General features: G+C 73.0%; 11 protein-coding genes. 7 read left to right on the top strand and 4 right to left on the bottom strand.

The genetic code is table 11. The features are described 5' to 3' along the window. From ACZ7H1_RS32110 to serC, 3 genes are all read right to left on the bottom strand, one after another. On the bottom strand, nucleotides 1–597 hold a 597-nt coding region (locus ACZ7H1_RS32110; protein WP_470791403.1), incomplete at its 3' end, for a class F sortase. A 154-nt stretch (nucleotides 598–751) separates the two neighbouring features. Beyond that, complete coding sequence (locus ACZ7H1_RS32105; RefSeq protein WP_470791401.1) at nucleotides 752–1,297, bottom strand: hypothetical protein; 546 nt, start codon at nucleotides 1,295–1,297, stop codon at nucleotides 752–754. A 337-nt stretch (nucleotides 1,298–1,634) separates the two neighbouring features. Beyond that, complete coding sequence (gene serC / locus ACZ7H1_RS32100; RefSeq protein ID WP_470791399.1) at nucleotides 1,635–2,753, bottom strand: phosphoserine transaminase; 1,119 nt, start codon at nucleotides 2,751–2,753, stop codon at nucleotides 1,635–1,637. Nucleotides 2,754–2,867: 114 nt separating this feature from the next. On the opposite strand from serC, the gene ACZ7H1_RS32095 reads away from it, so the two are divergent. From ACZ7H1_RS32095 to ACZ7H1_RS32075, 5 genes are all read left to right on the top strand, one after another. Further along, nucleotides 2,868–5,675, top strand: coding sequence for an FAD-binding and (Fe-S)-binding domain-containing protein (locus tag ACZ7H1_RS32095; protein ID WP_470791409.1), 2,808 nt, complete (start codon nucleotides 2,868–2,870; stop codon nucleotides 5,673–5,675). 103 nt (nucleotides 5,676–5,778) lie between these two features. After that, the gene (locus ACZ7H1_RS32090; RefSeq protein ID WP_470791398.1) at nucleotides 5,779–6,759 is read left to right on the top strand and encodes an EamA family transporter; all 981 of its coding nucleotides are present in this window, start codon (nucleotides 5,779–5,781) and stop codon (nucleotides 6,757–6,759) included. Nucleotides 6,760–7,699: 940 nt separating this feature from the next. After that, nucleotides 7,700–7,933: a hypothetical protein gene (locus tag ACZ7H1_RS32085; protein ID WP_470791397.1), complete on the top strand. Its 234-nt coding sequence runs from the start codon at nucleotides 7,700–7,702 to the stop codon at nucleotides 7,931–7,933. Continuing rightward, nucleotides 7,914–8,438 (top strand): DUF6879 family protein, encoded by a 525-nt coding sequence (locus ACZ7H1_RS32080; RefSeq protein ID WP_470791395.1) that lies wholly within the window; start codon nucleotides 7,914–7,916, stop codon nucleotides 8,436–8,438. Before ACZ7H1_RS32085 ends, ACZ7H1_RS32080 begins: the two co-directional genes overlap by 20 nt. A gap of 13 nt (nucleotides 8,439–8,451) precedes the next feature. After that, on the top strand, nucleotides 8,452–9,300 hold the full coding sequence (locus ACZ7H1_RS32075; protein ID WP_470791394.1) for a helix-turn-helix domain-containing protein: 849 nt from the start codon (nucleotides 8,452–8,454) through the stop codon (nucleotides 9,298–9,300). 1,075 nt (nucleotides 9,301–10,375) lie between these two features. Here ACZ7H1_RS32075 and ACZ7H1_RS32070 read toward each other — a convergent pair. Further along, nucleotides 10,376–11,329: a helix-turn-helix transcriptional regulator gene (locus ACZ7H1_RS32070; RefSeq protein WP_470791393.1), complete on the bottom strand. Its 954-nt coding sequence runs from the start codon at nucleotides 11,327–11,329 to the stop codon at nucleotides 10,376–10,378. A 92-nt stretch (nucleotides 11,330–11,421) separates the two neighbouring features. Between ACZ7H1_RS32070 and ACZ7H1_RS32065 the strand changes: the two genes are divergently transcribed. Both ACZ7H1_RS32065 and ACZ7H1_RS32060 read left to right on the top strand, forming a co-directional pair. Further along, complete coding sequence (locus ACZ7H1_RS32065) at nucleotides 11,422–11,925, top strand: hypothetical protein (RefSeq protein ID WP_470791391.1); 504 nt, start codon at nucleotides 11,422–11,424, stop codon at nucleotides 11,923–11,925. Between the two features lie 178 nt (nucleotides 11,926–12,103). Further along, nucleotides 12,104–12,565, top strand: a complete 462-nt coding sequence (locus ACZ7H1_RS32060) for a hypothetical protein (RefSeq protein WP_470791390.1) — start codon at nucleotides 12,104–12,106, stop codon at nucleotides 12,563–12,565. Nucleotides 12,566–12,724: the final 159 nt, after the last annotated feature.

Raw genomic sequence — 12,724 nt, 5'->3', positions numbered from 1 at the left:
CCCCCCCCCCCCCCCCCCCCCCCCCCCCCCCCCCCCCCCCCCCCCCCCCCCCCCCCCCCCCCCCCCCCCCCCCCCCCCCCCCCCCCCCCCCCACCTGCCGTCCGGCCGCTCCGCCGTGCCCGTCAGGTGGGCGAAGACCACGACGTTCGAGTCCCAGTGGCGGTCCTTCGTGAGGCTGCCGCCGCAGGTGATCAGCCGGAGCTCGGCCTTGCCGTGCGTGTCCCCGTAGACCTTCTCCGTCGGGAACGCGTCCTTCTTGAAGGTGTCGACCTCGTCGACGGCGAAGACGGCCGTGGTGCCGTCGGCCCGGTGCACCTCGATCTGCGCGTCCTCCTTGAGCTGCTTGAGGTTGTAGAACACCGCCTCCTTGGTTGTCGGCGTGTCCATGTGGCCGACGATCGCCGCCGCGCCCTTCTCGCCGGGGGTGGGGCCCTGCTCGTACCAGGCCGCCTCCATCGGCTCGTCGAAGGACGGTTCCTGCATCACACCTCGGGCGCCCAGTCCGACCGTGTCGAGCTTCGCGTCCACGTTGATGGACGGGACGTCGATCCGGTCCGGGACCGAGGCGGTGAGGGAGGAGGCCGCAGCCTGCTTCACGCGGGCCGTCGCAGAGCCCGTCGCAGAGCCCGTCGCAGCGCCCCCGTCCTTGGCCGAACCGCAGCCCGAGACCAACGCGGTGCCGAGGGCGGCGGCCCCCGCCAGGGCGGCCGCGCGCTGTACGCGCCGCCCGCCCCGGCGGGCCGTACCGAGCTCAGTCATTGCTGGTCACGACGCCGATCGGGGCCATGCCGGTGTTCACGCTGCCCTTGGGCTTCCTGTGCTCGCTCGGCTTCAGCGGCACGAGCTCGGTGTGGTGGCCGGTGTGGCCGCCCGTGTCGCCGCCCGTGTGGCCGGTGCCGCCGCCGGTGGCCTCGGTGCCGAACTTGACGGTGTCGAACTTCTTGCCGCCCGCGTAGGCGTCGACGCCGTAGTAGCCCGTCTTGACGTCCTTCGCGACGGTGGCGATGCCGGTCCAGGTGTTCGTGCCGGTCTTCTTCAGCGCGACCTTGCCGCCGAAGGCGAGGGAGTCGGCGTACGCGCTCTTCTCGGTGGTCGTGATGGTGACCCGGACGCGGGTGCCGGGCCTGCCGAAGTCGGTGGAGAGCTTCAACGAGCTCGTGGCGGTGGCGGTGGCGGTGGGCGTGGGGATGGCGGTGGGCGTGGGGGTCGTTGCGTCAGCGGCGAAAGCAGTCGCAGGGGCGGCCAGCGCGATCGACGAGGCGAGTGCGATCGCCGAAACGGTGAGTGCCTTGCGCATGATGGTTCCTCCTGACAGGGCCGGGGGTCGTTCCCGGCACACCAGACATGAGCGACATCCTGGGCGCTTGGTTGCAGTGGCCGACGCGGCCCCCGGGCGGTCCCGCCGAAGGTCCTCCGGGAGGAATCCGCAGGTGGGGCGCAGGGTCGAGAAGGGGTGTTTGCGGTGCCTTTGCCGCGATTTTTGGGACCAAGGTCCCGGCCCGAGACCCGGTCCCCGGTGGGTGGCGGTCCATCGGGCAAGACGCGGGCCCCCGGTGACAGGTCGTCACCGGGGGCCCGTACGTTCAGTGCTCGGCGAGTGGCACTACACCGCCGCCGAGCCGGCCGTCATACCGTCACAGCTTCTCGATGACGTAGTCGATGCTGGCCGTCAGCGCCTGGACGTCCGCCGGGTCGATCGCCGGGAACATCGCGACGCGGAGCTGGTTGCGGCCGAGCTTGCGGTACGGCTCGGTGTCCACGATGCCGTTCGCGCGCAGCGCCTTCGCGACCGCCGCCGCGTCGATCTCCTCGGCGAAGTCGATCGTGCCGATCACCGAAGAGCGCTGGGCCGGGTCGGCGACGAATGGCGTCGCGTACTTCGACTCCTCGGCCCAGCCGTACAGGGCGCTCGCGGAAGCCGCCGTACGGGCCGTCGCCCACTCCAGACCGCCCTGGCCGTTGATCCACTTCAGCTGCTCGTCGAGCAGGAAGAGGGTCGCGAGCGCAGGGGTGTTGTACGTCTGGTTCTTCAGCGAGTTGTCGATCGCCGTCGGCAGCGAGAAGAACTCGGGGATGTGGCGGCCCGACGCGTGGATGCGCTGCGCGCGCTCCAGCGCTGCCGGGGAGAAGGCGGCGAGCCACAGGCCGCCGTCCGCCGCGAAGCACTTCTGCGGGGCGAAGTAGTAGACGTCGGTCTCGGTGATGTCCACGGGCAGGCCGCCCGCACCCGAGGTCGCGTCCACCAGGACCAGCGCGCCCTCGTCGGCTCCGGCGACCCGCTTGATCGGGGCGGCGACACCGGTGGAGGTCTCGTTGTGCGTGAACGCGTACACGTCCACGCCCGCCTCGGCGGCCGGCTCCGGGTGCGTACCCGGGTCCGAGGAGATGACGGACGGGTCGGCCAGCCACGGCGCGAGCTTCGCGGCCTTGGCGAACTTGGACGAGAACTCGCCGAAGTTGAGGTGCTGGGACTTCTGCTCGATCAGCCCGTGGGTCGCGATGTCCCAGAAGGCGGTGGAGCCGCCGTTGCCCAGGATCACCTCGTAGCCCTCGGGGAGCGAGAAGAGGTCGCGGAGGTTCTGCCGCACCGAGCCGACCAGGTTCTTGACCGGGGCCTGACGGTGGGAGGTTCCGAGAAGAGAGGTGCCGGTGGCGGCCAGGGCTTCGAGGGCCTCCGTCCGCACCTTGGAGGGGCCCGCGCCGAAACGGCCGTCGGCGGGCTTGATGTCAGCGGGAATCTGGATCTCAGCCACGAGCGGAGCGTATCCGGTCGGCGGCGCGGCCGTTGGTGCGCGTCCACCCGGTGAGACGAAAGAGGGAGGTGGGAGGGTGTGAAGGTGACCGATCGGGAGCATCCGGAACAGCAGGTGGAACTACAGCCGGAACCCCAGCTGGAACGGCAGCTGGAACAGGCGTTGCGGCAGGTGGTGCGGGGCGGGGTCGACTTCTCCGCCGGTGCGCGGGCCCTGATGACCATGGACGCGTCGAACTACCGGCGCGTCCCGCTCGGGGTGGTGGCCCCGCGGGACGCGCAGGACGTCGCCGAAGTGCTCCGCGTGTGTGCGGAAGCCGGGGTGCCGGTCGTGCCGCGGGGCGGCGGCACCTCCATTGCGGGCCAGGCCACGGGGGTGGGCGTGGTGCTCGACTTCACCCGGCACATGGCGGCCGTACGGGAAGTCGACCCGCAGGCGCGCACGGCGGTCGTCCAGCCCGGGGCGGTGCTCGACACCCTGCGGGAGCGGGCGGCGCCGTACGGGCTGACCTTCGGGCCCGACCCCTCGACGCGCAGCCGCTGCACGCTCGGCGGAATGATCGGCAACAACGCGTGCGGCGCGCACTCGGTGGCCTGGGGCACGACGGCCGACAACGTGCGCGAGCTGGAGGTGCTGCGGTACGGCGGCGGCGGCCCGCACCGGCTGGGACGCGGCTGGGCAGGGGCCCCCGACGGGCTGCGCGAGCTGGTCGACGGGAACCTGGCCCTGCTCCGGACCGGGATGCGGGCCGGGACGGCCGCCGACCCCGGGCTGACCCGGCGCATCTCCGGGTACGCGCTGGACGCACTGCTGCCGGAGCGGGGCGTCGGGCTCGCGCGGGCCTTCTGCGGGAGCGAGGGCACGCTCGGCGTGGTCACCGAGGCGGTGGTCTCCCTGGTGGAGGTACCGCCCGCCCGCGCCCTGGCGGTCCTCGGGTACGCCGACGAGAGCGCGGCGGCGGAAGCGGCGGCCGGGCTGCTGGCGTGGGGACCGCTGACCGTGGAGGGGATGGCGGCCGACCTGGTGCGGGGGCCGGCGGCGAGCCTTTTGCCGCGCGGGGGTGCCTGGCTGTTCGTGGAGATGCCGGACGAGGGGGCGGCCGCGGCGGTCGTACGGGCCGCGGACGCGGTGGACTCGGTGGTGGTCGCGGACCCGGCCCGGCAGCGCGCCCTGTGGCGGATCCGCGAGGACGCGGCGGGGACCGCGACCCGGATGCCGGACGGGACGGAGGCCTGGCCGGGGTGGGAGGACTGCGCGGTGCCGCCCGCACGGCTGGGGGCGTACCTGCGGGAGTTCCGGGCGCTGCTGGCGTCGCACGGACTGCGCGGGACGCCGTACGGGCACTTCGGCGAGGGCTGCATCCACGTGCGCATCGACTTCGACCTCGTGAGCGCGCCGGGCATCGCCCGCTTCCGGGCCTTCTCGGAGGAGCTGGCGGACCTGGTCGTCGCCCACGGGGGCTCGCTGTCGGGAGAGCACGGCGACGGGCAGGCGCGGGCCGAGCTGCTCCCGCGGATGTACGGGGAGGAGGTGGTCCGGCTCTTCGGCGCTTACAAGGACGTGTGGGACCCGGCGGGCGGGATGAACCCGGGGATGCTGGTGCGGCCGGCGCGGCTGGACGAGGGGCTGCGGTTCGCGGGACTGGCGGTGGGGCGGGAGGGACTGCCGCTGGCCCGGGAGGTGGCGCGCTGCGTGGGCGTGGCGAAGTGCCGTACGACGGCGGTGTCGGGGGCGTCGGGGGCGTCGGGGGCGTCCGGATCGGATGTGATGTGCCCGTCGTACCGGGTCACCGGGGAGGAGCGGCACTCCACCCGGGGGCGGGCCCGGCTGCTGCACGAGATGCTCACCGGCGAGGTGCTGACCGGCGGATGGCGCTCGCCGGAGGTCCGGGAGGCGCTGGACCTGTGCCTGGGCTGCAAGGGCTGCCTGAGCGACTGCCCGGTGGGCGTGGACATGGCCACGTACAAGGCGGAGTTCCTGCACCGCCACTGGGCGGGCCGCATCCGGCCCGCCGCGCACTACTCGATGGGCGGGCTGCCGGACTGGCTGCGGCTGGTGGCGGCGGTGCGGGGGGCCGGGGTCGCGAACGCGCTGGGGCGGCTGCCGGGGGCGAAGCGGATCACGGGGGTGACGGGGGAGCGGGAGCTGCCGAGGGTGGCGGGGGAGACGTTCACGCGGTGGTGGGCGAGGGAAGGGCGCGGGGGCGGGGGCGGGGGGCTTCGCGAGGGGGCCTTGTTGTGGCCGGACACGTTCACCGAGCACCTGGCGCCCGAGGTGGGGCGGGCCGCGGTACGGGTCCTCGACGCCGCCGGGGTACGGGTCGCGCTCCCCGCCGGCCGGGTGTGCTGCGGACTGACGTACGTGTCGACCGGGCGGCTGGACCGGGCGCGGGCGGTGCTCCGGCGCACGCTGGACGTGGTGGGGGAGACCGACGGGCCGGTGGTGGTCCTGGAACCGAGCTGCGCGGCGGCGCTGAAGGGCGACCTGCCGCAGCTGCTGCCGCAGGACCCGCGGGCGCGGCGGCTGGCGGGCGCGGTGCGGACCTTCGCGCAGGTGCTGGAGGAGCAGGCGCCGCAGTGGCAGCCGCCCCGGCTGGACCGAGAGGTCGTCGGCCAGACGCACTGCCACCAGCACGCGGTACTGGGAGACGCGGCGGAACGGCGGATCCGCGAGCGGGCCGGGCTCGCGGGGGAGCTGGCCGGCGGCTGCTGCGGGCTGGCGGGGAACTTCGGCTTCGAGCGGGGGGCGGGGCGGTACGAGGTCTCGGTGGCGTGCGCTGAGGAGCGGCTGCTGCCGGCGGTGCGGGGGGCGGGGGACGGCGTGGAGGTCCTGGCGGACGGCTTCTCCTGCCGGACGCAGGTCGCCCAGCTGTCGGACCGCAGGGCCCGGCATCTGGCGGAGCTGCTGGCGGAGGGGCTGTGAGGGGGGGCAGGAGGAGGGCAGGGGAGGGGGAGGGGCTTGCGGCTGGTCTGTTGTAAGGCAAAACACGGCTGCATGCCCCTTACGTGGGTCGTAGTCTTGGGGAATGACCCGTTCCGCCTCCGCCTCCCCGGGCAACGCCGTGCCCTCCGCTTCCTCCGCTGCCGCCGCCGGGCCTGCCCTGGAGACGTCCGCCCGAGGCCGCGGGCCGTCGCGCCTCGGGCCGGTGGCGTTGGTGATCGCGGCGGGGGTTTCCGTGCAGTTCGGAGCCGCTGTGGCGGTCATGCTGATGCCGCGCGCGGGCGCGGCCGGCGTCGTGGCGCTGCGCCTGGTCGCGGCGGCCGTGGTGCTGCTGCTGATCTGCCGGCCACGCGTCAAGGGGTACTCGCGCTCCGACTGGGGCACGGTGCTGGCCTTCGGTACAGCGATGGCCGGTATGAACGGCATGTTCTACCAGGCCGTCGAACGGATCCCGCTCGGCCCGGCCGTCACCCTGGAGGTCCTGGGCCCGCTGGCCCTGTCCGTCTTCGTCTCGCGCCGGCTCTCCAGTCTGCTGTGGGCGGGGCTGGCGCTTTGCGGGGTGGTGCTGCTGAGCAGCCACGGCGGCGGGGACGGCGGATTCGGCTTCGGGGCGCTGGACCCGGTGGGCGCGGCCTTCGCGCTCGGCGCGGGCGCGATGTGGGCGGCGTACATCGTCTTCAGCGCGCGGACGGGGCGGCGCTTCCCGCAGGCCGACGGCCTCGCCCTGGCGATGGCGGTGGCCGCGGTACTGAGCCTCCCGCTGGGCATCGCCGAAGCGGGCTCCGCACTCCTGGTCCCGAGCACGCTCGCACTGGGCCTCGGCGTGGCCGTCCTGTCGTCCGTACTCCCGTACACCCTGGAACTCCTCGCCCTGCGCCGCCTCCCGGCACCGACCTTCGCGGTCCTGATGAGCCTGGAGCCGGCCATCGCGGCGATGGCGGGCTTCATGGTCCTCCAGCAGGCACTGTCCTGGACGGACGCGGCCGCGATCGCCCTGGTCATCGCGGCGAGCATGGGCGCGGTCCGCTCCCAGACCCGAAAACTGTCCCCGCCGCTGGAGGGCTAGCCGCTGGAGGGGGCGGGGTCATGGCGGGTGGGGGTCGGTGCGCCGGCTCCGCGCCCCACCCCCAAACGGACCTTTCTCGTCCGGCGTTTGCCCACCCGCCCCCTCGGCGGAGCCGAGGTGTGCTGCGGGCGGCGTGACGGCTGGTCGGTGACGGCAGCCGAACTTGTCGTGGGTCGGGGTGGCGGGGTTCTCCGTGGTCTGCCCGCATGTCTGAGTGTCCGTCCGTGCCGCCGCCTGGCGTCAAGGGCGCTCCCTTCGGTCGCGTCGCTTCGCGATGGCCCTTCGGGCCACCCTTGACTCCAGGCGTCGTCCCGGAAGTCCACAGACTTGCGAGCATCCCCCGGAGGGGGAGGGATGGCAGGGGGGACGGGACCCAGTGCCGGTCCCCCTGGCCGACCGGTCGGGTCAGGGGCGCGGGGTGCCGCCCTCCGGGCGGAAAGGGCACGCGGCAGATCGCTACACAGCCCCGGTCGATTGGCGGCCTCCGGACCGGCCGTGGCCGGACATAAGCCGCTCACGATCGCTACACAGCCGAGGCCGATTGGCGGCGGCCGGGCTGTCTGTGGCCGGGCAGCCGTGGCCGGCCGGCGGCGGACGCTTGTCGGCAGCAGAGCTCGGTGGGGTGGCCGTCAGGCCGCATGAAAGAGAGCTGGACGGCGGGAAAGCCGCCGACGGTGGGTGGCCGACCACTGGAAGGCCTCAGCCGTGCCCTCTCGGCCGCACGGGTGGTGCGGGTGGGTGTCCCCAGCCCGCGCGGAGCGCGGGCGCAGCCCCCGCCGGCCCCGGCCGGGTCGGCCCCGCACCCCACCCTCCAGGCCAAGCGCAGCGGACGGGCGCGGGGGACACGCCCCCGCACGCCCCGCACGTCACCTTGACGCGCCCTCCGCCCCGCCGCAAAGGTCGTGAGCCGAGGCGCAGCGGCTCGGCAGCGGAGGTAGTCATGGCACTACGGTTCGTCGGGAAGGACCCTGAGTCCGGAGATCACGGATCCCCTGCCGTATGGGTCGACGAAGAGTCGAAGGACCTCCTCGTCCAGGGGTGGACGGCAGACGAGCAGACCAAAGCCGAAAGCACGAGGGACGTTTCGATCCCCAGCCACGAGACCGTGGTGCGGGTCCCGAAGCGGATGATCCCGTTGCTCAGGGAGGCGCTCCGTGTCGCAGAGTTTGACTGACTTCTCCGAACTCATCAGGTCGGCACGGAAGTCAGCCGTACATCTGGAGATGCGCGACAGCTACGGAGTGGAGAGCGAAGTGCCGGGGTTCGCTGCGTGGAAACAGGGGCACCGGCTCGACCCGGGCGACCCCGGTTCCTGGTGGCGCCCCTGGCTGGACCTCGTACGGGACGTCACCGCCAGAGGGGTGGTGATCCGCCGGGCGCGCATAGTGTCCGAGCCGGTCAGCGACTACATCCGCTTCGAGCACTCCGGCACGTTCACCAACCTCCTCGCCGGCGAGCAGGTCCGCTGGCTGCCCCGCCGCCTCGCGTCCGGCCTCGCCCTCCCGGGAAACGACTTCTGGCTGTTCGACGGCCGTCTGGTCCAGTTCAACATCTTCGACGGGGAAGGCCGATGGGTGCACACGGACCAGACGGACGACCAGGCGGTCGCCGCACTCTGCGCGGCCGCGTTCGAAGCCGTGTGGCAGCGCGCCGTCCCGCACGAGACCTACGCGGTCTGAGCTGCGCGGCTTCATGTCCCCCTCCCCACTCTCCAGCGCGCAGGCGGCCCGCGCCGCCGTGGCCATCCGCCTCCAGGGCCTCATGAAGGACGCCGGACTCACCGGTCACGAACTCGCAGACCGCTGTGGCTGGCACAAGTCGAAGTCCTCCCGCATCGCCCGCGGCAAGACGCCGCCGTCGGACGCGGACATCCGGGCCTGGTGCACGGCCTGCGGGGCTGAGGACCAGATCCCCGACCTGATCGCGGCCTCCCGCAACGCCGAGTCCATGTACGTCGAGTGGCGCCAGATCCACCGCGACGGCATGCGCCGCGTCCACGAACAGACGAAGCCGCTCTACCAGCGCACGAGGCAGTTCCGGGTGTACGCCTCCAACGTCGTACCGGGCATGCTCCAGACCGCCGACTACGCCACCGGCCTGCTGCGCTCCATCACCGACTTCCAGGGCACTCCCGACGACGTGACCGATGCCGTACGGGCCCGCCTGGACCGTTCCCGCGTAATCCGCGAGGGCGACCACCGCTTCGCGCTCCTCCTGGAGGAGGCGGTGCTGTACTACCGCGTCTGCGACGAGCTGGCCATGGCCGACCAACTGGCCCATCTCCTGACGGTCATGGGACAGCCGAACGTCTCCCTGGGGATCATCCCCCGTTCGGCCCGCCGGAGCGTGTGGCCGCTGGAGGCCTTCTACGTCTTCGACAGCGTGCAGCTGGCGGTGGAGACCCTGACCGCGGAGATCAACGTGACCGCGCCGGGGGAGATCGCCGTGTACCTCCGCGCGTTCGCCGAGCTGTCCAGGATCGCCGTACGGGGATCCGCCGCCCGAGCCCTGATCATCGAGGCAATCGCCGCCACCGGGTGAATCCGTGCAACCGCGTGCAACAACATGGCTCGGCCGTCGCAGCCTTCCCTACGGTCCTCCCATCGATCCGCGGACCAGCCGGAGGAGCCCGATGGCCCACAACGCAGCGAACGATCCCATCGACCTGTCGCTGCCGTCCAAACCGCCTGCTCCTGCACCCAATTGCGACCAATGCAGTGCGCTGGCACTGGAACGAGCCGAGGCCTGGCAGCGGGGGGACGGGTCGAAGGTGTCCGACTGCAACGTGGAAATCGCGGCGCACGAACGGAGGCATGTCCCGGACCGGGTCGCCTAGCCGGATCCCCAGCCCCGCCGGCCCGCCGACTGCCGGTGCGGGCCGTTGCTTGCCGTCGGCGGCTTCCTGGTCGAGTTCTGCCGACGACAACCGGCTGCCGCCTGTCCGCTGCGCTTGGCTTGGAGGGTGGGGTGCGGGGCCGACCCGGCCGGGGCCGGCGGGGGCTGCGCCCGCGCTCCGCGCGGGCTGGGGACACCCACCCGCACCACCCGTGCGGCCGAGAGGGCACGGCTGAGGCCTTCCAGTGGTCGGCCACCCACCGTCGGCGGCTTTCCCGCCGTCCAGCTCTCTTTCATGCGGCCTGACGGCCACCCCACCGAGCTCTGCTGCCGACAAGCGTCCGCCGCCGGCCGGCCACGGCTGCCCGGCCACAGACAGCCCGGCCGCCGCCAATCGGCCTCGGCTGTGTAGCGATCGTGGGCGGCCTATGCCCAACCACGGCCGGTCCGGAGGCCGCCGGTCGGCCTCGGCTGTGTAGCGATCTGCCGCGTGCCTTCCGCCCGGAGGGCGGGCCCGCGCCCCCGACCCGACCGGTCGCCCAGGGGGACCGGCACCGGGTCCCGTCCCCCCCTGCCATCCCTCCCCCTCCGGGGGATGCTCGCAAGTCTGTGGACTTCCGGGACGACGCCTGGAGTCAAGGGTGGCCCGAAGGGCCATCGCGCAGCGACGCGACCGAAGGGAGCGCCCTTGACGCCGGGCGGCGGCACGGACGGACACTCAGACATGCGGGCAGACCACGGAGAACCCCGCCACCCCGACCCACGACAAGTTCGGCTGCCGTCACACCGAGTACCTCTCCGCCAGGGCCGCTGTCGTGGCTGCTAGGCGGGAGCGGAGTTCGGCGGGGGCCAGGACCTCGATGTCGGTGCCGAGGGCCAGGAAGTCGCGTTCCGCGTGGTCGATGGACTCGACCGGCAGGACGGCCTTGATCCAGTCGCCGTCGTCCGGGGTGCCCGACGTGGTGACCGCCCGGGCCTGGGCGCCGGTGAGGCGGGCGGCGCCGCGCGGGGAGAGGCGTACGAGCGCCTCCTCGCGGTGCAGGCCGGCATGGAACTCCGCCTGCGTCTGCTGCCAGTGCGCGGCCAGGTCGAAGTCCTCAGGCAGGGACGTTTCCTCGCACGTCTCCGTCAACGACAGGATCTGATCGACCCGGTACGTACGCGGCCCGGGCCCCGCCACCAGGTACCAGCGGCCCGCCTTCAGCACGAGGCCGTACGGTTCCAGCCGCCGGTCCACCTCCCTCGGTTCCTGCCAGCGCCGGTACCGGACCTCGAGCACCCGCCCGCGCCAGACCGCATCCGCGACCTGCGGCAGGAACGGCACCTCGTCGTGTTCCGCGTACCAGCCCGGCGCGTCCAGGTGGAAGCGCAGCCGCATCCGGTCCGCCTGTGCGCGGAGCGCCGGCGGCAGGGCCGCCCGGAGCTTGAGCTGCGCGGCCGACAGCGCCTGTCCCAACCCCAGTTCGGACGCCGGGCCGGGCATGCCCGTGAGGAAGAGCGCCTCGGCCTCGCCGGAGGTCAGGCCCGTCAGCCGGGTCCGGTACCCGTCCATCAGCTGGTAGCCGCCGCTGTGGCCGGAGTCCCCGTACAGCGGGATCCCGGAGGCGGCCAGCGCCTCGGCGTCGCGGTAGATCGTCCGTACCGAGACCTCAAGCTCGCGTGCCAGATCCGCGGCGGTCATCCGCCCCCGGGTCTGGAGCAGCAGAAGGATGGAGAGAAGGCGGCTGGACTTCATGGCGATGGCAATTCCTCCGGCTCCCGTTGGTTCTTCGATTGGTCCGGCTTCACTGACACATGGTGTCAGTGGAGCGCTCCTAGGGTCCCGGCATGGCGTTCCGCGAGAAGTTTCTTCGGGCCCTGCCGGTGATCGAGGTCGGCGGGCGCAGCATCAAGCGGTACCACGTGACCGCCGACCCGGACGGGATCGAGGCGGCGGTCGAGGAGGCCGCGTACGCCGTCCTGCCGGCACTGCTGGAGACGGTTCCGGAGCCCGACGGCACGCCGCCGGCGAGCTTCGTCGTCCTCCACAGGGGAGGGGACGACGGTGCGTACCTCAACGTCTACAGCTGGGTGTGGGACAACGCCCTGCACTTCGTGGGCGCGGCGGCCGGCCAGCCGGTGCTGGGATGCCCGGACCGTGACCCCAGGCACTTCGTCCGGCTGGACCGGTCGCTGATCGGGTGCGTGTGGGAGCTGCCGCCGATCCGGCACGAGCGCGAGGCGTGGATCCGCCACATCCTCGCGCCGGAGGACCCTCGTGCGCTCGGGCGTCCTGCGCTCGACGCCTATCTCGCGGATTCGCTGCCCGACGGCACGACGGGCAGCCGCTGAGCGGGGCGACGGCGGCCGGACCGCTGCAACGAACACCACGTACAGCACGAACACCACGTACAGCACGAACACCACGTACAGCACGAACACCACGGACACCACGTACGCCACGTACGCCACGAACAACACGAACAGCACGACTGATATGGCGACGACCGAGACGACTGGGGCGGTAGGCATGAACGACTTCGACTTCCTGATCGGGGACTGGGAGGTCGCCAACCGCTGGCGGACCGACTTCCTGGACGAGACGAGCGGCTGGGAGGAGTTCCCGGCGGTCTCGCGGGTCTCCGGACATCTGGGCGGAGCCGCGAGCTTCGACGAGATCGACTTCCCGACCAAGGGGTTCGCCGGGTTGACCCTGGGGCTGTACGAACCCGCGAGCGGGAACTGGTCGGTGTACTGGGCCAGTCGGCGGACCGGGACGCTCTTCCCGCCCGTGGTCGGCCGGTTCACCGGGGAACAGGGCGACTTCCGCGGGGAGTTCCACGGTGAAGACACCCACGACGGGAAGGCGGTCCGGGTGCGTTTCGTGTGGTCGGAGATCACCGCGGACTCCGCCCGCTGGGAGCAGGCCTTCTCCGTGGACGACGGCCGGACCTGGCTGACCAACTGGATCATGGACTTCACCCGGTCCTAGGGCTTCCGCTCCCCCGCCCCGGGGAGGGGGGGGGGGGGAGAAGGGGGGGGGGGGGGGGGGGGGGGGGGGGGGGGAGGGGGGGGTGGGGGGGGGGGGAGGGGGGGGGGCGGGGGGGGGCGGGGGGGGGGGGGGGGGGGGGGGGCGGGGGGGAGCCTCCCC

It is taken from the genome of Streptomyces sp. NPDC037401, assembly GCF_055602345.1.
The sequence above is the reverse complement of the archived record's forward strand: the minus strand, read 5'-3'. Positions and strand labels throughout refer to the sequence as shown.

Coding starts and splice junctions, on each gene's coding strand:
- ACZ7H1_RS32105 (WP_470791401.1), bottom strand. CDS start 1,297: ATGCGCAAGGCACTCACCGTTTCGGCGATCGCACTCGCCTCGTCGATC.
- ACZ7H1_RS32090 (WP_470791398.1), top strand. CDS start 5,779: ATGACCCGTTCCGCCTCCGCCTCCCCGGGCAACGCCGTGCCCTCCGCT.
- ACZ7H1_RS32085 (WP_470791397.1), top strand. CDS start 7,700: ATGGCACTACGGTTCGTCGGGAAGGACCCTGAGTCCGGAGATCACGGA.
- ACZ7H1_RS32075 (WP_470791394.1), top strand. CDS start 8,452: ATGTCCCCCTCCCCACTCTCCAGCGCGCAGGCGGCCCGCGCCGCCGTG.
- ACZ7H1_RS32070 (WP_470791393.1), bottom strand. CDS start 11,329: ATGAAGTCCAGCCGCCTTCTCTCCATCCTTCTGCTGCTCCAGACCCGG.
- ACZ7H1_RS32065 (WP_470791391.1), top strand. CDS start 11,422: ATGGCGTTCCGCGAGAAGTTTCTTCGGGCCCTGCCGGTGATCGAGGTC.
- ACZ7H1_RS32060 (WP_470791390.1), top strand. CDS start 12,104: ATGAACGACTTCGACTTCCTGATCGGGGACTGGGAGGTCGCCAACCGC.